Origin of the sequence: Clostridioides sp. ZZV14-6154 (assembly GCF_020657785.1) — a bacterium.
Classification (GTDB): domain Bacteria; phylum Bacillota; class Clostridia; order Peptostreptococcales; family Peptostreptococcaceae; genus Clostridioides.
In genome coordinates this window covers 45,374-64,679 of sequence record NZ_JAGWCY010000014.1, presented here as the reverse complement: position 1 = coordinate 64,679, position 19,306 = coordinate 45,374, and the positions used below count along the sequence as shown (strand labels likewise).

The 19,306-nt window shown below is 27.6% G+C and carries 14 protein-coding genes; 13 read left to right on the top strand and 1 reads right to left on the bottom strand.

What is annotated here, in order from left to right:
• On the bottom strand, positions 1-631 hold a 631-nt coding region (locus KGF45_RS17965; protein ID WP_413926600.1), incomplete at its 3' end, for an ABC transporter permease.
• Positions 632-1,434: 803 nt separating this feature from the next.
• Here KGF45_RS17965 and KGF45_RS17960 point away from each other — a divergent pair.
• From KGF45_RS17960 to speD, 13 genes are all read left to right on the top strand, one after another.
• Complete coding sequence (locus KGF45_RS17960) at positions 1,435-3,021, top strand: NAD(P)H-hydrate dehydratase (RefSeq protein ID WP_227842986.1); 1,587 nt, start codon at positions 1,435-1,437, stop codon at positions 3,019-3,021.
• 189 nt (positions 3,022-3,210) lie between these two features.
• Positions 3,211-3,657, top strand: a complete 447-nt coding sequence (locus tag KGF45_RS17955) for an NfeD family protein (protein WP_227829865.1) — start codon at positions 3,211-3,213, stop codon at positions 3,655-3,657.
• A 19-nt stretch (positions 3,658-3,676) separates the two neighbouring features.
• Positions 3,677-4,720, top strand: a complete 1,044-nt coding sequence (locus KGF45_RS17950; RefSeq protein WP_227842985.1) for an SPFH domain-containing protein — start codon at positions 3,677-3,679, stop codon at positions 4,718-4,720.
• A 748-nt stretch (positions 4,721-5,468) separates the two neighbouring features.
• The gene (locus KGF45_RS17945; RefSeq protein WP_227829864.1) at positions 5,469-6,629 is read left to right on the top strand and encodes a glucose-1-phosphate adenylyltransferase; all 1,161 of its coding nucleotides are present in this window, start codon (positions 5,469-5,471) and stop codon (positions 6,627-6,629) included.
• A gap of 1 nt (position 6,630) precedes the next feature.
• Positions 6,631-7,761, top strand: coding sequence for a glucose-1-phosphate adenylyltransferase subunit GlgD (gene glgD / locus KGF45_RS17940; protein ID WP_227842984.1), 1,131 nt, complete (start codon positions 6,631-6,633; stop codon positions 7,759-7,761).
• A gap of 28 nt (positions 7,762-7,789) precedes the next feature.
• Complete coding sequence (glgA, locus tag KGF45_RS17935; protein ID WP_227829862.1) at positions 7,790-9,232, top strand: glycogen synthase GlgA; 1,443 nt, start codon at positions 7,790-7,792, stop codon at positions 9,230-9,232.
• A gap of 13 nt (positions 9,233-9,245) precedes the next feature.
• Positions 9,246-11,666: a glycogen/starch/alpha-glucan phosphorylase gene (locus tag KGF45_RS17930; RefSeq protein WP_227842983.1), complete on the top strand. Its 2,421-nt coding sequence runs from the start codon at positions 9,246-9,248 to the stop codon at positions 11,664-11,666.
• Positions 11,667-11,672: 6 nt separating this feature from the next.
• Complete coding sequence (locus KGF45_RS17925) at positions 11,673-13,538, top strand: glycoside hydrolase family 13 protein (protein WP_227842982.1); 1,866 nt, start codon at positions 11,673-11,675, stop codon at positions 13,536-13,538.
• Positions 13,539-13,772: 234 nt separating this feature from the next.
• Positions 13,773-14,411: a GntR family transcriptional regulator gene (locus tag KGF45_RS17920; protein ID WP_227829859.1), complete on the top strand. Its 639-nt coding sequence runs from the start codon at positions 13,773-13,775 to the stop codon at positions 14,409-14,411.
• 170 nt (positions 14,412-14,581) lie between these two features.
• Entirely contained in the window at positions 14,582-15,394 is an 813-nt protein-coding gene (locus tag KGF45_RS17915) for a MerR family transcriptional regulator (RefSeq protein ID WP_227829867.1), read from the top strand.
• A 97-nt stretch (positions 15,395-15,491) separates the two neighbouring features.
• Positions 15,492-16,796 (top strand): MATE family efflux transporter, encoded by a 1,305-nt coding sequence (locus tag KGF45_RS17910; RefSeq protein ID WP_227842981.1) that lies wholly within the window; start codon positions 15,492-15,494, stop codon positions 16,794-16,796.
• A gap of 533 nt (positions 16,797-17,329) precedes the next feature.
• Positions 17,330-18,805: an aminotransferase class I/II-fold pyridoxal phosphate-dependent enzyme gene (locus KGF45_RS17905; protein ID WP_227842980.1), complete on the top strand. Its 1,476-nt coding sequence runs from the start codon at positions 17,330-17,332 to the stop codon at positions 18,803-18,805.
• Positions 18,806-18,865: 60 nt separating this feature from the next.
• Positions 18,866-19,279 (top strand): adenosylmethionine decarboxylase, encoded by a 414-nt coding sequence (gene speD / locus KGF45_RS17900; protein ID WP_227436754.1) that lies wholly within the window; start codon positions 18,866-18,868, stop codon positions 19,277-19,279.
• The last annotated feature ends 27 nt before the right edge of the window (positions 19,280-19,306 follow it).

The window sequence follows — 19,306 nt, the reverse complement described above, 5'->3', positions numbered from 1 at the left end:
CAATTCCAAGTACTAAAGTTCCAATACCCATATTTACATCTGAAAATCCTAAGAATTGAGCCATCAAACTACCAGATAAAGCTATAAGTCCATTTGAAATCATAAGTCCTAATATTTTTATAGAACCGATATTTATACCCAAAGATTTAATCATTTGAGAGTTGTCACCAACACCTTTTAGAGTGTATCCAAGACCTGTCTTTAAGAATAAATCTAAAAGCACTTTACAGATAAATACAAATACTAAAGCTAAAGCTATAGGAGATATTTCTCCATTGAATAAATGTTTAAAACTAAATAGTGGGATATTTGATTTTCCCATTATTCTTAAGTTGATAGAGTAGAGCATTCCCATAACTAAAATACCAGAAAGTAAGTTAGATATTTTAAATTTAATGTGAAGTATACCAGTTACAAGACCAGCAATACAACCACATAAAATAGCCATTAAAGTTGCTACTACAGGAGAAATCCCATTAGTAAGAGAAAAGGCTACAATAGAAGCTCCCATTGTGTAGCTACCATCAGCAGACATATCGGGAAAATCTAAGATTTTGTAAGTTATATAAACCCCCAGTGCCATGATTGATAAAATTAAACTTTGCGTCATTACAGATATAATACCTGACATAAATAAAACACTCCTTTGAAAATATTTTAAAATAAATTTTTTAATTTAATTTTGGATATAAAAAAGCCACACAGTATATATAACTGTATGACAAAAACACGAATAAGCCACACAGTATAATCCATGTGGCTCTATATATGATGATAAAATAAAAACTTTAACAACAATCACTATAGCCAACATAGATACAATCCTTAAAAATGGTAATCCTAAGGGGTCTGTATCTATGTTATGACAATTTGTCTTAACTTAGCTACAAACCCTAACTAAATTGGCTACTAAAAAATCGTACTTGTTTGTTTAATAAAGTCTTCATATTTATCTCTCCTTTTAATTTAATAATTTTGAAAATTTTGTTTTTATATTTTGTATAGTAATTAGTTTAATACAGTAAAAAATAAAAGTCAATAATAAATTTTGAAAAATTATTAAATTGTCAGAAAATTGAGTTCGAATAAAAAAAGTTTTATGTATAGGATTGGGGAGTTTTCTTAAATTTTAATTTATAAATAAAAATTAAAAATCATTTGGATTTTAGAAACAAATTGAGCCAAAAGATAAACTTTTTAGAGAATTAATGAAAATAGGTTTTGAAGTAATATAATGACCAAAATTATATGATATAATAAATTAAATGATTATTTTAATTCAGAATTTTTATTATTTTTTAAATTATTTTTAGAAATCTTGTTTTTGATGGTTTTATTTAAGTTGTTTACGAGATTAAAAAGACTTCAGTAGATATTTATATGTGTTTATTTAAATATTTTAGGAAGTCTTTAATTTTATAGGAGTGATGATATGTGTTGATAGGTACAGCTAATTTGAGTAGAAGTGTTGATAATGCATGCGTAGAAGAATTGGGAATTCCAATGATTGTATTGATGGAAAATGCAGTAATATCTGCAATGAGAAACATGGATATAGATATATATAATGATTATACAATTGTATGTGGTGTTGGAAATAATGGTGGAGATGGCCTTGGAATAGCAAGACATTTAAAGCTAAAAGGGAAAAATGTGAATGTCTTTTTAATTGGTAATATCAAGAAAATAAGTGAATGTTCTAAAATCAATTATAATATACTTTTAAATATGGGGATTAATATTATAAATATTGATAAAAATGATTTAAGTGAGGAATATAATGACTATATAAATAAAAATAAAGTGGATGAAATTATTAAAACAGAAAAACAGAGTATAATTAAAAATAAAAATTTAACAATATTTAAAGAAGCAGTATCTAAAAGTGATGTCGTAATAGATGCAATATTTGGAACAGGACTAAAGAGAGAAATCACTGGTATTTTTAAAAAAGTAATTGATATAGTAAATGATAACAGCAAAAATACATATTCTATAGATATACCATCTGGTATAGATAGCGACAAAGGTAGTATACTTGGAATTTGTATCAAAGCAAATAAAACAATTAGTTTTGAATTTTATAAAAGAGGGTTTTTAAATTATGATGTAAGCTCACTTATTGGAGATATAATTGTAGAAAAAATAGGTGTTCCAGATTTCATTACAAGAAAATACCATAATGATGAATTCATAACTGATGAGAGTTTTGTAAAAAATAATATTAGAAGAAGAGATAAACATGGATTTAAAAGTGATTTTGGAAAAGTATCTATAGTTGCAGGTTCAAAAGGATTTTATGGGGCTAGTTTCATAGCAACTGAATCTGCTGTTAAAAGTGGAAGTGGTCTTGTAACTTTGATTAGTAGTAAAGATGTGCAAGAAAAAGTATCTATTAGACTCACTGAAGCAATGACTGTAAATTTTGAAGAAGAGAGAGTTGATATACTATTGAGTTCTAGCAATGCAATTGGTTTTGGTCCAGGAATGGGAGATAATCACAAAACTTTTGAGAGATTACTTAGAGTAGTAGAAAACTCTAGTTGTCCAATAATATTGGATGCAGATGGATTAAATGTTATGAAGGATAGATGCTATAAGTTTTTAGAGTGGAGAAATAAGTTTGTAATTACTCCACATCTGGGAGAAATGGCCAGGTTGACAGGTGACTCAATTGGGTATATAAGAGAACATAGAGTAGATGTGGCAAAAGAATTTGCTCAAAAATATAATGTAGTTGTCCTTTTAAAAGGTTATCAAACTATCATAACAGATGGTAAAGAAACATATATAAATCCTACAGGAAATAGTTGTATGGCAACTGGTGGAATGGGAGACTGTTTACTTGGTATGATTACTTCTTTTATAGGTCAAGGTATGGATATACTTGAAGCTACAGTGAGTGGAGCATATGTACATGGTTATATAGGAGATAAGTTAGGAAAAAGTATGTATACAGTAAATGCAACAGATTTAATAAGTAACATTTCGTTAACAATGAACAAGTTTTTGATTATTTAATGACTAATATTTGATACTACTTTGTAACAACTTTAACAAAGTATGCTGATATAATACTATTAAATTAATCTCAAATTGACTTATTTTATTGGTTTTTGGTTTATTGTTTAAATTCATATTCAAATATATTGTGTAAAGAATATGATTTATATAGGGTTTTATAATTCATATGAAAAGAGGGTAGATAGTATGAAGTTGATATGGTTGATAGTAGCAATCTTATTTGGAATAGCAGAAATGTTGACTCCAAGCTTAACACTAATATGGTTTAGTGTAGGAGCAGTAATACTTATATTTTTAAGTACTTTTATAAAGAGTATATTTTTACAAGTTTTAATATTTGCTGTAATTTCTATAGCTATGTTAGTTGTAGCTACTAAGAAAATTGTAAAAAAAGATAAAACTTATAAATCTAATACCAATTTACAAGCAATGATATCTAAAAAAGGTGTTGTTACAGAGGAAATTTCTCCAAATCAAACTGGTTTAGTTGTAGTTGAACATGAAACATGGACTGCTATTTCTATAGATGATGAAAAGATTGATAAAGGTTCTACAGTAGAAGTATTAAAAATAGAAGGGGTAAAACTAGTTGTTAAAAAAGTGAATTCTGCAACTAGTGTGACGAATCAATAAAATAAAGGAGGATATATTTATGGGTATGAAAGTTGTTTTAAGTATTGTATTAATAATAGTAGTCGTAGCAATAAGTTTAACCTGTATAAGAGTAATAAAACAATCTAAAGTAGGTATAATAATGCGACTTGGTAAGTTTCAAAAAGTGGCTGAAACAGGAGTACATTTCTTGATACCATTTTTAGATAAAATGGCATATGTGATTGACTTGAGAGAAATCGTAATAGATTTCCCACCTCAGCCAGTTATAACTAAAGACAATGTAACTATGCAGATTGATACAGTTGTATATTATAAAGTTACAGACCCAGTTAGATATGTGTTTGAAATAGCAAATCCAATAGCTGCTATTGAAAATCTAACAGCTACAACTTTAAGAAATATAATTGGTGAACTTGATTTAGACGAAACACTAACATCAAGAGATATAATAAATGTAAAAATGAGAACAATCCTTGATGAAGCAACAGATAAATGGGGAATAAAAGTAAATAGAGTAGAGTTAAAGAACATAATGCCTCCTCATGATATCCAAGTTGCGATGGAAAAGCAGATGAGAGCGGAAAGAGAAAGAAGAGAAGCAATACTTCAAGCAGAAGGTAATAAGTCAGCTGCTATATTACAAGCAGAAGGAGAAAAACAATCTGCTATATTAACAGCAGAAGCAAGAAAAGAAGCTATGGTACGTGTAGCAGAAGGAGAAAAAGAATCTGCTATATTAGTAGCAGAAGGTGAAGCTGAGGCTATAAGACAAACAGCTATTGCTAAAGCACAAGGTGAAGCTGAAATGATTAAAAGAACTCAAATGGCCACTGCAGAAGGTTTGAAGTTAGTATTTTCAGCGATGAAAGAGTCTGACATTGATAATAATATCCTAGCATTAAAATCTATGGAAGCACTTGAAAAAATGGCTGAAGGTAAGTCAACAAAATTGGTTTTACCTTCAGAAGCAGTTAATTTCCTAGGAACATTCAAAGGGATAAAAGAAGTCATGAGTGATGATAAGAATGATATATTAGATGTAAAAGATGAATTTAGTGGAAATGATTCATTAAAAAAATAAAAGAGTTTTTTTATCGTAGGAAGGAAATGGAAATTAAATGTCGAATTAATTAAATATAGTATGCACATTGAAAAGAAGAAGACTTATAGTTTTTTAAGTCTTCTTCTTTGTTTTTATTTATAAAACGGGATTTTAAAAATAAATTAACAGAATTTTTATACAATTTGCCCTTTACTAATGTAAAAAGTGTTATATAATATTAAATAAAACATGTAGGAAAAGAAAGTAATTTTAATTTGAATATTTACATTGATAACATATATAGTTATAAAAATATCAAACGTAATGAATATATCTAACAATAAAACTAAAATTCATTAATTGAATCATAAATAAGGAAATGATAAGAAAAATAAAATTAGCTAGTAATTGTTTACAGATTTTTAGATAATCATGTCATATTATGTTCTATTATTATCAAATCAAAAAATCATAAAAATTTAAGTATGTTTGTATGATATGAATTGATTTATAAAAAATATTTTTTATATCTATAAAATAAATGTTTATATTATTTTCTAATTAGGAATTGAATATTATAAGTACTATAGCACTGATGGAAAATAATGTATACTTCAATAAAACAATTATGGGGTATATATTATAGAAATTGTATAGTTTATATTATTTTACTCTTATTACATTAGCGTTTGGGCAAAATTTATACACAACATTTATTGACTAAAAGTTTATAAAGGTAAAAATGCAATTATAAATATTAATTACTAGATGAGGGGAGTGTCATTAAATGAAAAAAGAGATGTTAGCTATGATTTTGGCAGGGGGGCAAGGTTCAAGACTTGGAGTTTTTACAAAGAGGATTGCAAAACCAGCCGTATCATTTGGAGGAAAGTACAGAATTATTGACTTTGTTTTAAGTAATTGTTCAAATTCTGGTATAGATACTGTAGGTGTTTTAACTCAATATAGACCATTGATATTAAATTCTCATATAGGCATGGGAAGTCATTGGGATTTAGACAGAATAAATGGTGGAGTATATGTATTACAACCATTTATGAATGAAAAAGAGGGAAATTGGTATAATGGTACAGCACATGCTATATACCAGAATATGGACTTTGTAGATACCTATAATCCAGAATATGTATTAATATTATCTGGTGACCATATATATAAGATGGACTATAGTAAAATGTTAAAATTTCATAAAGAAAAAGGTTCTAAAGCTACGATTGCAGTAATTGAAGTACCTTGGGATGAAGCTTCTAGATTTGGCATAATGAATACAAATGAAGATTCAAGTATCTATGAATTTGAAGAAAAGCCAGGCGAACCTAAAAGTAATTTGGCATCTATGGGAGTATACATATTTGATTGGAAAATGTTGAGAAGTTATTTTAAAGAAGCAGAAAAAAATCCAGATATAAATTATGATGATTTTGGAAAGAATTTAATACCTAAAATGTTAGAGGATAATGTTGGAATGTATGCATATCCATTTAAGGGGTATTGGAGAGATGTAGGAACTATACAAAGTTTATGGGATGCAAATATGGATATAATTAAATCTCCAGAAACACTGGATTTATCAGACTCTAAGTGGAAGATATATACAAATACAATGGCAATGCCTCCTCAATATATAGGCAAAAGTGCAAATGTTCATAGATCAATGATAGCTGATGGTTGTAGAATTTTAGGAGAAGTAGGAAACTCTGTATTATCACATGGAGTTGTTGTTGGAAAAGGAAGCAAAGTAATTGATTCAGTAATCATGCCAAATGTTGTAATAGGAGAAAATGTAACTATAGAAAAAGCTATGATAGGCGAATGTGCAACTATAAATGATAATGTTCAGATAAAAAATGTAAATAATGAGATAAATGTAGTTTCTGAATATGAAAATATAGAGCCTAGATGCGTATTAATAGAAGGAGGTCTTTAAGATGAGAAATGAATGTTTAGGTATAATAAATTTAAACAAAAAAGGAGACCCTGCAATAAATAAACTTAATTATGGAAGACCGATAGCTTCTACACCAATAGCTGGAAGATATAGAATAATAGACTTCGCTCTATCTAATATGATAAATTCAGGAATTACAAAAGTTGGAATATTTGCAAAAGAAAAATATAGATCATTGACAGACCATATAGGTAGCGGGAAAGATTGGGATTTAAGTAGAAAAAAGGGTGGTTTATCAATTTTTAGCCCAGAAAATACTAAGTATAGAAATACTTACTCACATAGAAAAGGAGATATATACACAATACTGGCTAATCTTGATTATATAGAGAAAAGTGAAGAAGAATATATTTTAATAGCTCCAAGTTATATGTTATGCAATTTAGATTATTCTCAGGCTTTGGAATACCATAAAAAATCTCATAATGATATAACTATGATATATAAAAATGTAAACAATGCAAATAAAGATTTTGAAGGTAATCTAACTTTAAACTTAGATAGTAATAACAGAGTAATAAATGTCGGAAATAATTTAGGAAAATTCCCTAGAGCAAATATATGTATGGAAATATATATTATGAAGCGTGAAGATTTTGTAGAATGTATATATAATATTGTAAATAAAGGAAACTATTGTTATCTAGAAGAATTTATTGTTGAAGAAGCAGAAAATATGAAAATAGGAGCTTATGAGTATACAGGATATTTGAAATGTGTAAATTCTGTTGAATCATATTTTCAAATGAGTAAAGATTTATTAGAAATAGAAGTGGCTGATGAATTATTGTATTCTGAAAGAAAAATATTTACTAAAGAAAAGAATGAGTCATCTACAATTTACACAGATAGTGCAAAGGTAGAAAATAGTTTTATAGCATCAGGTTGCTTAATAGAAGGTACTGTAAAAGATAGTATTATATTTAGAAAAGTTAATGTTGAAAAAGGAACAGTTATAGAAAACTCAATAGTAATGCAAAATTGTGTAATAAAGTCAAATGCAAAACTATATAATGCAATACTAGATAAAAATACAAGTGTATCAAAAGGAAAAGAGTTAAAAGGAGATGAAAAATATCCTATTGTAGTAGAAAAAAATACGAATATATAAAAATATTTTTTAGAAGGGGGAATAGCTAGTGAAAGTTTTTTATGTAACAGCAGAGTGTTGGCCCTTTGCTAAAACTGGAGGATTAGGAGATGTATCTTATGCATTGCCTAAAGAATTAAAAAAAGAAGGTGTAGATGTAAGGGTAATAATGCCTAAATATTCAACTATACCAAGTTATTTAAAAGATCAATTAAAAGAAATAGCTGTTTTTAGTGTACGTGTTGGATGGAGAAATCAATATTGTGGTCTTTTAGAAATGGAGCTAGATGGTGTTAAATTTTATTTTATAGACAATGAATTTTATTTTAGAAGAGAAGACGAGAGAAAGAGTATTTATGGATATGGAGATGATGCAGAAAGATATACATTCTTTACAGATGCTGTCTTAGAAGCTATAAGTAGAATTGACTTTTATCCAGATGTAATACATATAAATGATTGGCACACAGGAATGTTACCATTAATTTTAAAAGAGAGATATGCAACCCTTGAGGGGTATAAAAATATAAAAACTATGTATACTATACATAATCTACAATATCAAGGTGTATTTGATAAGTATGTCTTAGATGATATATTAGATTTACCTGAAAAATATTTTGATAATGGAGATATAGAGTATTATGGTTCAATAAATTTTATGAAAGCTGGAATAAACTTTGCAGATAAAGTTATAACTGTTAGTCCTACTTATGCAAATGAGATACAAACATCTTTTTATGGAGAACAATTAGATGGTTTGCTTAGAAAGGAATCAGGAAAATTAAAAGGTATATTAAATGGTATAGATTATGACTTGAATAATCCTGAGAAAGATAAGGATATATTTGTTAATTACGATGTAAATTCTATTGAGAAAAAATTGGAAAATAAATTGAGATTACAAGATATATTAGGATTAAAAAAAGATTCTTCTATTCCATTAATAGGAATAGTTTCAAGACTAGTTTCTCAAAAAGGATTTGATTTAATAGCCTATATGATGCCGGAGCTTATGAGGGAAGATTTACAAATTGTCATTTTAGGAACTGGGGAACATCAATATCAATCAATGTTTAATTATTACGATTCTAATTTTTCAGGTAAAGTATCAGCTAGAATCACATTTAATGCATCGTTGGCTCAACAAATCTATGCTGCAAGTGATATATTCTTGATGCCATCACTATTTGAACCTTGTGGTATAGGTCAAATGCTAGCTATGAGATATGGTTCTTTGCCAGTAGTTAGAGAAACTGGAGGACTTAAAGATACTGTAATACCTTATAATCAATTTACTGGAGAAGGGAATGGATTTAGTTTTAAAAATTACAATGCTCATGAGATGTTTTTCTGTTTGAAAAATGCAATTAAGGTTTTTAGAGATAAAGAAAAATGGATGAAACTAGTTGAAAATGCAATGAATACCGATAATAGTTGGAAAAAATCAGCTAAGGAGTATATAGAAACATATAGAGACATATGTGATTAAAGGAGTGGTTTTTTTGGTAACAATAAGCAAAAAGAAATTCAAGCAAAAATTTGAAGTGAAAATGTATAGCTTATATGCACAGTCTATCAAGGAAGCTACTGATGAACAATTGTTAAATGTACTATGTAGTCTACTGAAAGATGAAATAGCAAAAAAATGGGTTGCTACGAAGTTAGATAAGAAAAAAGAAGTTTATTATTTTAGTCTAGAGTTTTTAATAGGAAGACAATTAAAATCTAATTTATTAAATTTAAATATTGAAGAAGAAGTTAGAGAAGGATTACTAGAATTAGGAATTAACTTAGATGATTTAATCAAAGCTGAGGTAGACCCAGCCATAGGGAATGGTGGTCTTGGAAGATTAGCAGCATGTTTTTTAGATTCTATGGCATCTTTGAATATAAGTGGTCAAGGATATGGAATTAGATATAAATACGGTTTGTTTGAACAAAAATTTGTAAATGGTTATCAGGTCGAAGTACCTGATAACTGGCTTACAGAAGGACGTTATGCATGGGAAACTGTAAGACCAAATGAAGCAACAATGGTGAAGTTTGGTGGAGAAGTAGAGTTGATTAAGGAAGGAATTCATTTAAAAGTAGTCCATAAAAACTATCTTCCTGTAATGGCAATGCCTTATGATATACCAATAATTGGATACCAAAATCAATGTATCAATACTTTAAGATTATTTAAAAGTGAGATACCAAAAAGAGACTTTGGAGAACTTACCTCAAATGCTCTAAATTATTCAGGAAGTTATGAAGAAGCTTTAAAACACAAGTATTATACTGAAGAAATTTCACAAGTGTTGTATCCTGATGATTCAAATTATGCAGGAAAATTATTGAGACTTAAGCAAGAGTATTTCTTTGTAAGTGCAGGTGTACAAGATATCATAAGGAAGTGTAAAAAGAATAAGCTAAATATCAGGAATTTATTTGATAAGGTGGCAATTCATATAAATGATACACATCCTACCTTATGTATACCAGAACTTATGAGAATTCTACTTGATGAAGAGGGATTATCTTGGGATGAAGCATGGCAGATAACTAAAAAAACAGTATCTTATACTAATCATACTATAATGTCAGAAGCAATGGAAAAGTGGCCTGTAAGCATGATAAAAGAGCTATTACCAAGAATTTATATGATAATAGAAGAAATAAATAGAAGATATGTAGAAGAGTTAAATAATAAAGGATATGACCAAGATAAAATAAGAAGAATGAGTATAATAGATTGGGACAACATAAATATGGCAAATTTATGTATTGTAACAAGTCACAGTGTAAATGGAGTTGCTAAGCTTCATACTCAAATTCTTGAAACAGAAGTTTTAAAAGATTTTTATCAAGACGAACCAAATAAATTTAACAATAAAACTAATGGAATTGCACATAGACGATGGCTTATAAGTTCAAATCCTCAACTTAGCAATTTAATAACAGATTTAATTGGTGACTCATGGAAAACAGATACTTTACAGCTAAAGAATATTGAAAAATTTAAAAATGATTCTTCTGTTTTAAAAAGACTTGATGATATAAAATACAATAATAAAGTAAATTTAGCAAATTTTATAAATGATAAATACGATTTAAATATCGACCCTAATTCTATATTTGATGTTCAGGTTAAGAGGTTGCATGCTTACAAAAGGCAACTATTGAATATTTTTAATGTACTCCATATGTATCATGAATTACTTGACAATCCTAATTTAAATATTGACCCAAGAACTTTTATATTTGGGGCAAAAGCCGCACCAGGATATTATTTAGCCAAGTGTATAATTAAATTTATAAATTCAGTTGCAAGTACTATAAATAATGATGTTAGAGTAAAGGACAAGTTAAAAGTAGTATTTATAGAGAATTATGGTGTATCATTAGCAGAGATAATAATACCAGCAGCAAATGTGAGTGAACAAATTTCAACGACAACAAAAGAAGCATCAGGAACAAGTAATATGAAATTTATGATGAATGGTGCTATAACTTTAGCCACATTAGATGGTGCAAATGTAGAAATATGTGAACAAGTAGGAAAAGAAAATATGTTTTTATTTGGACTTAGTGCAGAGCAAGTACTGAATTACAATAAGTTTGGTGGATATTCTTCACTTGATTTGTATCATTCTAACATGAATATAAAAAGGGTAGTAGATGATTTAATAAATGGATTTATTCCTAACCTAGGTGAAGAAGGTAGAAGTATTTATAATTCACTTACCACTTACAATGATGAGTACTTTGTATTGAGGGATTTTGAAAATTATGGTCAAGCTCAGGCAAATATAAACAAACTATATCGTGATAAAGAAAAATGGAATACAATGTCTTTGGTTAATATAGCTAATTCAGGATTTTTTTCTTCTGATAGAACAATTTCTGAATATGCAAAAGACATTTGGTTTAAAAGGGTGTGATTATAAATGCAAAACATAATAGAATATAATTCTTGGGATAAAAATTTTAAGGCTCCGTTTGGAGCTTTAAAATTTAATGAAGAATTGATAATTAAAGTTAAAGTAAATGAAGGATATAATGTTGAGTCTATTTCCCTAGAAATAAACAAAGAAGATGAAACAAAGACAATAATTTTAAATGAAGAATTAAACAATAATACACTTGGAAAGTATTTTTATTGTAAGGTTGAAAAATTTGATATAACAGGTGTTTATTTCTATTATTTTAAAGTAATTGTTGAAATAGATGGTGAGAAAAAGACTGTATTCTATGGAAAGAATAGAGAAAATGGATACGCTTGTGAATATAATTATAATGATATCAATAAATATCAAATTACTGTTTATAAAGACTTTAAAGTGCCAACCTGGTATAAAGAAGGAGTACTTTATCATATATTTGTAGATAGATTTAACAATGGAAATCGTAATGGGAAGGTTGATAATCCTAAAAAAAACAGCTTTATATATGGTAATTGGGAAGATATACCTATGTACATAAAGGACAGTAGAGGGGATATTATAAGGTGGGATTTTCATGGTGGAAATTTAAGAGGAATAATTAATAAACTTGGGTATCTAAAAAAATTAGGAGTGAGTATATTATATCTAAGTCCTATATTTGAAGCCTCTAGTAATCATAAGTATGATACAGGAAATTATAAAAATATTGACCCTATGTTTGGAGATGAAGATACATTTAAAGAATTAATTGATAAAGCAAAAGAAAAAGATATATCAATAGTACTTGATGGTGTTTTTAGTCATACTGGAGCTGATAGTAAGTATTTTAATATGTATGGAAATTATGATAGTTTAGGTGCATATCAATCAGAGGAATCACCATATTATTCATGGTATATGTTTGAAGAATTTCCTCATAAATATAAAAGTTGGTGGGATATAAAGACCTTGCCAAATACAAATGAATTAGAAAAAAGCTATATGGATTATATAATATATGACAAGGATAGTGTCGTAAACAAATGGATGAATATGGGGATTAAAGGGTGGCGATTGGATGTTGCAGATGAACTTCCAACTGAGTTTATAAGAGAGCTGAAAAAGGAATTAAAAGAAGCTGATAATGACTCGATACTTATAGGGGAAGTATGGGAAGACGCCTCAAATAAGATTAGTTATGGTCAAAGAAGAAGCTATTTATTAGGTGAAGAATTAGATTCTGTTATGGGGTATCCATTTAGAAATAATATGTTTTCTTTTTTAAAAGGAGAAATTAATTCATATGAACTTAGCAATAGATATATACAAATTAAAGAAAATTATCCAAAAGAATCATTTAAGTCTAATTTAAATTTAATTGGAACACATGATGTTACAAGAGCTAAAACTGAATTAAATAATGATATAGATTTGATGAAACTTGCTGTAGCTATACAAATGACATTTGAAGGAGTACCATATATATACTATGGAGATGAGGCAGGTCTTTGCGGAGATGTAGACCCAGACAATAGAAGAACATATCCATGGAAAAATGAAGATGAAGATATGTTAAATTTTTATAAAAATATTATAAAAATCAGAAATAAAAATAAAATTTTAAGTTCAGGAGAAACAGAATTTATATATACTAGAAATGATAATGTGTTTGCATTTATAAGATTTAATGAAGATAATGATAGGATACTAATTTTAATAAACAGAAGTAACAATCCTGAAAATATGTCATTAAATATAGAGGGTAGCTTTATAGAGGAAATACCTATAAAGTATAATTCTAAAAATGTAAATAAAAATATACCGATAGAAAATAACGAATTAAAAATCCATATGGATTCTAAATCATTTATTATTTTTAGTGTATTTTAAGTACAATAATTTAAATTAAAAGTAAAAATGTAGCAAAAGTTTTGATTTATCAAAGGTTTTGCTACATTTTTGTTTTAAATTATCATAAAAATTTTAGTATTTCAAAATATTACAAAGAAGTGTAAAAAATATAGAAGTTATGATATTATATAGATAAGTAAGATAAAACAAAACCTCTCTACTGAAGTTGTAGGGAGATTTAACTTTTATAATCTTAATATGGAGGAGTGTCTTATGAAAGTAGATCCACTTACAACTCAAGTCTATGACTATATATCAAAAAAAATCCAAAATGGAGAGTATGAAGCTAATCAGAGAATTACTGAATCTGAAATTTGCAACTCTATTGGAGTTAGTAGAACACCAGCAAGGGAAGCACTAACGAGGTTGGCAGGTGAAAATTTACTAGAAAAGATACCTAATAAAGGATTTGTGGTAAAAGAGTTTCAGGAAAAGGAAAAACTAGACACATATTCTGTAATTGGTGTGTTAGATGCGTTAGCAGGTTCTTCATCTTTAGAAAATTTAACTGAATCAGATTTAATAAAAATGGACGAGCTAACAGAAATGATGGCTATCTCTATAAAGTATAAAAATTACAATAACTACTTAAAACTAAGCAATGAATTTCACGATATATACATAGCAAAATCAGATAATCAAGTATTAATAAATATGTTGAATTCTCTTAGATATAATTTTATGTCAAAGTCATATACTAGCGACAATGAAGAAGAATTGTATAAAATGTTAACTTACAGCAATAATCAACATATTGAGGCAGTGAAGTTTATGAGAGCGAAAGATTCAGAAAATGTTGAAGCAATTTTAAGAAAACATTGGAAAACGATACCTATAGCAGAGATGGAATAAGAGAAGCTTTTAAAAGCTTCTCTTATTTTTTATATAATTCTATCATTATTTTATTATTTCTAATCTATAAATATCAATATAAAATTAATTAAAAATACAACTAATTTTATATTGATATTTATAGATTAATGTAGTACCATTTTAATGCAAAATATAAAGGAGGGGATAATATAAAAACATATTTTTCGATAGGAGAAGTATCTAGACTTTTTGATTTGTCAATAAAAACTCTAAGATACTACGATAAAGTAGGGATATTAAAACCAGCATATGTAAACCAAGAAAATAAATATAGGTATTATTCAAGAGAGCAGTTTATGAGTATAGATGTAATTAAGTACTGTAAGATTATGGGTATGGCTCTTGAAGATATAAAAAAATTAATTGATTCAGATAGCTCAATTGAGTCTATGATGAATACAATTGATAGGCAAAATAAAATGATAGAAAGTAAAATAAAAGAACTATCAGATGTGAAAAATTATCTAAATGATATAGAATTTAAAGTAAATGAATTGTTAAAATATGATTTAAATAATGTATTTATAAAATACAATAAAGAAAGAAAAGTAAATGTCTATAAATGTAATTCAAAGGATGAAGTTGAACTTGAGATGTATCTGAGACATATTATTTTACACATTCAAGATAAGTATAATGATGTATATCCTATAATTTCAGGTAGTATTTCATATGAGAAAGTAATTAAAGAAGGTAAAGCACTATTATATGATTATATAGTAGATTTTACAGAAAGAGAAGAATATGAAAATCAGCACATTTTACCAGCAGGTGAATATTTAACAATTATATATGATGATAATTGGAATAATGCCTATGATTATTATAAAAAAATAATCGATTATGCAAATGATAATAATATAGAACTTGTTGGAAACTTTAATGAAATATGGATGCTTTCTAGAGTGGATTCAGACACAAAAGAAAAGACATTGGTTCAATTAGAAATAAGAAAAAAATAGTATACAAAAAAACTTGACTCTACCCTCAGAGGATAGATTAGTATTTTATATAGTGAAATAATATTTATTATAATAATCTATGGGAGGGAGATTTTTAATGTCAAAAAAATTTTTAGAGTATGCTATACCATCAGCTCTTGCTATGTTTGTATCATCCTTTAATACAATATTAGATGGAATATTTTTGGGAAAAGGACTAGGCGATTCAGCACTTACAGCTGTTAGTATAGTGATGCCTCTTGTAATGGTATTTTTAGGATTATCCAGTTTAATGGCAGTTGGAGGAGGAGCACTAGTTTCGAAAAAATTTGGTTCTAGAGATGATGAAAGGGCTGTAAATATATTTAGGCAAGTAATAAAAGTTTTAATAATAGGTAGTTTATCTCTTACAATAATTTGTATACTTTTTTCAGAGCATATAGTTAGAATTATGGGAGCAACAGAAAGTTTAGTCGGATTATCTTCTGAATACTTAACATTTTATGCTGCTTTCTGTTTTCCAAATTTGCTAGGTCTTGTTTTTTGTAGTTTTTTAAGAAATGATGGAAGACCAAAACTTGCCATGATAGCTACTGTGTCAGGAACAATATTTCATATAACTTTAAATTATATATTTATATTTAAGCTTGGATTTGGTGTAAAAAGTGCAGCAATTGCAAGTGGCCTAGGTCAACTATCTACACTTATAATAATGTTACCTCATTTTATGTTTAAAAAAGGTAAGTTATCCTTTGGGCCAGCAAAGATAGAAAAGGATGTTTTAAAAGAATTATTTAATATAGGATTTCCTTCATTTTTTGCAGAGAGTGCTTTTTCAATAATTATACTTGCACATAATATAGTTTTGACAAGAGTTGTTGGAGATGTAGGTCTTTCTGCTTATGCTGTAGTAAACTATGTAACTACTAATATTTATAATCTCTTAATGGGGATAACTTTAGGTATTCAACCACTTATAAGTTATAATTTTGGCTCTAAAGAAATTAAAAAAATGTTAGGCTATTATAATATGGCAACAAAAATGAGTTTTTGTGTATCTATAATATTCACAGTAATATGTTTTTTATTTGGAAAAGAAATTATAAAAATATTTACGAGTGATAAAGAAATTATTTTAATGGCTTATGTTGCACTTAACATGGCTAATTTAGCCTATCTTATGATTGGAAAAAATTTAACAACTATGATGTATTATCAAGCGATAGAAATGCCAGTACATTCTAATATTATAGGAGTTTTACGTTCAATCTTACTATTGCCGATTATACTATTTGTTTTTTCTAAGTTATTTGGAATAAATGGAATATGGGTAAGTATGGCTGTTTCAGAACTCTTGACAGTTCTAATTATGAGTAAAGTAGTAAATGTAAAGGAATGTACAAAAAATGCTATAAGTTTATAATGTTATGATACCATAAATTATTTATATAGAGTAGTGAATTTATTCACTACTCTATTTTTGTTTGTACAAATAGAATTTATTCTATAGTACTAGATTAAATTTTAATAATTTTTATAAAAAATTTAAATGTGTAAATATGAAAATTATTTAGTTACACTAAACTATAGATTTTAATATATAAAATAAAAATAGTATGAAAGTTTAGTAATAGAATACATACAAATTAAAAATATTAAACTTAAAGCGTTAGTAAAACTTGAAAAAAATAAAAATATGAAATTGACTAAAAGTGATAAAGTTTACAAATACTAATTTATAAAAAAATTAATATAAACAATAAAAAATATGAAAGTTTATAAATATTGATAATACTAAGGTATAGGTTTTTGGTGTGGAATAAAAAAATACTTGTAAAAAGACTTGTTTGTTAATATAATAAATATCATGAGTTTAATAAAAGTAAAAATAAAAAATAGAAATAATAAATAAAAACAATAAAAATATTAAAATAGAGAGGAGATGAATTTAAAGTCATGGACAGTGAATTCGCAAATGCAGTTGAATTGAGCTATGAATGTGCTCCCTTATTGGAATCATTAAAAGAATATTCAAAAAGAGATATAGCTTGTTTTGATGTACCTGGACATGTGAAAAATAGAGGTGTAGATATATTAAATAAATATCTAGGTGAAAATCTCATGAAAATGGATATAAACTCATCACCCACTATGGATAATGTATCTAATCCAACTGGAGTCATAAAAAATGCACAAGATTTATTAGCGCAGGCATATATGGCTGATGAAGCATTCTTTATAACTAATGGTACTACACAAGCAATACATGCAATGATTCTAAGTGTAATAAATCCAGGAGAAAAAGTATTGCTCCCAAGAAATATTCATAAGTCAGTAATAAATGCTTTAATACTTTGTGGAGGAATACCAGTATTTATACAACCAGAATTTGATGAGCAACTAGGTATAAGTTTAAATATTACTATTGAGAAAGTTAAAGAGGAAATAGAAAAAAGTTGCGATATAAAAGCTTTATTTTTACTTAATCCAACTTATTATGGTGCTTGTGCAGACCTTGAGAACATCATAGAATTATGCCATAAAAATAATCTTTTAGTGTTAGTAGATGAAGCTCATGGTGCTCATTTTCCATTTCATTTAGATTTACCTCCTTCTGCAATAAGTTTAGGAGCAGATATGGTGGCTGTAAGTATACATAAAACTGGAGGAGCATTGACACAATCTTCAGCACTTTTATTGAATAGAGAAAATATAAGAGTTGAAAAAGTACTTCAGTCAATCAATATGTTACAGTCTACATCTGCATCTTATTTGCTTATGGCAAGTATAGATGGAGCGAGAGTTAACCTAGTTGAAAATGGAGAAGAACAATTATCAAAAGCATTAAATTTATCGAGATACGCAAAAGCTAGATTAAATAAAATAGATGGAATAGATGTTTTGTCTACCGAAATATTAAAAAGAAAAGGTGTTAAATTTATAGATGAAACTAAATTATGTATAAATGTAAAAGGGTTAAATTTAACTGGCTTTGAAGTGTATGATTTGTTGTATAAAAAGTTTTCAATTCAAGTAGAACTAGGAGATTTGTACAATATCTTAGCACTTGTGTCTATTGGAACTAATAAATCAGATATTGATAGATTGGTTAAGGCTCTTTCTATAATTGAAAAAACTTATAGAAAAGAAGCCAAGTTAAATGAGTTTAATATGATTCAAATAAATCCAACTATTGAGCTTAATCCTCGAGAAGCTTTTTATGCATCTAAAGAAAGTGTAGAAATCAAGTCATGTATAGGTAGAATTTGTGGAGAATCAATAATGGCATACCCACCAGGTATACCAATTGTTACTCCAGGAGAGTTAATAACAAAAGAAATTATGGAGTACATTGTTTTTTTAAAAGAGAGTAATGCGTATTTGACTGATATGCAAGATAAAAACTTAGATACAATACTCGTTATAAAATAAATTGTGTTATTGGATAAATAGAATAGTATATATAAATATGTAAAAGGAGTTGAGATTGAAATGAAATTTGAAACACTAGGAAGACATATACTAGTAGAATACTATAACTGTGATGAGAGCATACTTAAAGACCCACATCTTATAGAAAATTTTATGAATGATTCAGCATTAAATGCAAAGGCTACAATTGTTGATTCTGTATTTCACCATTTTAATCCTTGGGGGGTTTCGGGTGCTGTCATAATTGCTGAATCTCATTTGACAATACATACTTGGCCTGAATATGGTTATGCAGCGGCGGATTTTTTTACTTGTGGTGATATAGACCCATGGAAAAGTTTCGAATTATTGGAACAACTTCTAAAATCAGAAAGAAGTGAGTCCACAGAAATTCCAAGAGGATTGACAACAAAAATAAAAAAATATTCAAAGAAAGATTTAGGTAAAATCACTCATAAACCTGAAGCAGTATAAACATAAAATAGATAAATGAAAGTGAGG

Excerpts from the sequence above, each read along its gene's own strand:
- KGF45_RS17920 (WP_227829859.1), top strand. The coding sequence starts at position 13,773 with ATGAAAGTAGATCCACTTACAACTCAAGTCTATGACTATATATCAAAA.
- KGF45_RS17950 (WP_227842985.1), top strand. The coding sequence starts at position 3,677 with ATGGGTATGAAAGTTGTTTTAAGTATTGTATTAATAATAGTAGTCGTA.
- KGF45_RS17905 (WP_227842980.1), top strand. The coding sequence starts at position 17,330 with ATGGACAGTGAATTCGCAAATGCAGTTGAATTGAGCTATGAATGTGCT.
- KGF45_RS17910 (WP_227842981.1), top strand. The coding sequence starts at position 15,492 with ATGTCAAAAAAATTTTTAGAGTATGCTATACCATCAGCTCTTGCTATG.
- KGF45_RS17955 (WP_227829865.1), top strand. The coding sequence starts at position 3,211 with ATGAAGTTGATATGGTTGATAGTAGCAATCTTATTTGGAATAGCAGAA.
- KGF45_RS17925 (WP_227842982.1), top strand. The coding sequence starts at position 11,673 with ATGCAAAACATAATAGAATATAATTCTTGGGATAAAAATTTTAAGGCT.
- KGF45_RS17945 (WP_227829864.1), top strand. The coding sequence starts at position 5,469 with ATGAAAAAAGAGATGTTAGCTATGATTTTGGCAGGGGGGCAAGGTTCA.
- glgD (WP_227842984.1), top strand. The coding sequence starts at position 6,631 with ATGAGAAATGAATGTTTAGGTATAATAAATTTAAACAAAAAAGGAGAC.
- speD (WP_227436754.1), top strand. The coding sequence starts at position 18,866 with ATGAAATTTGAAACACTAGGAAGACATATACTAGTAGAATACTATAAC.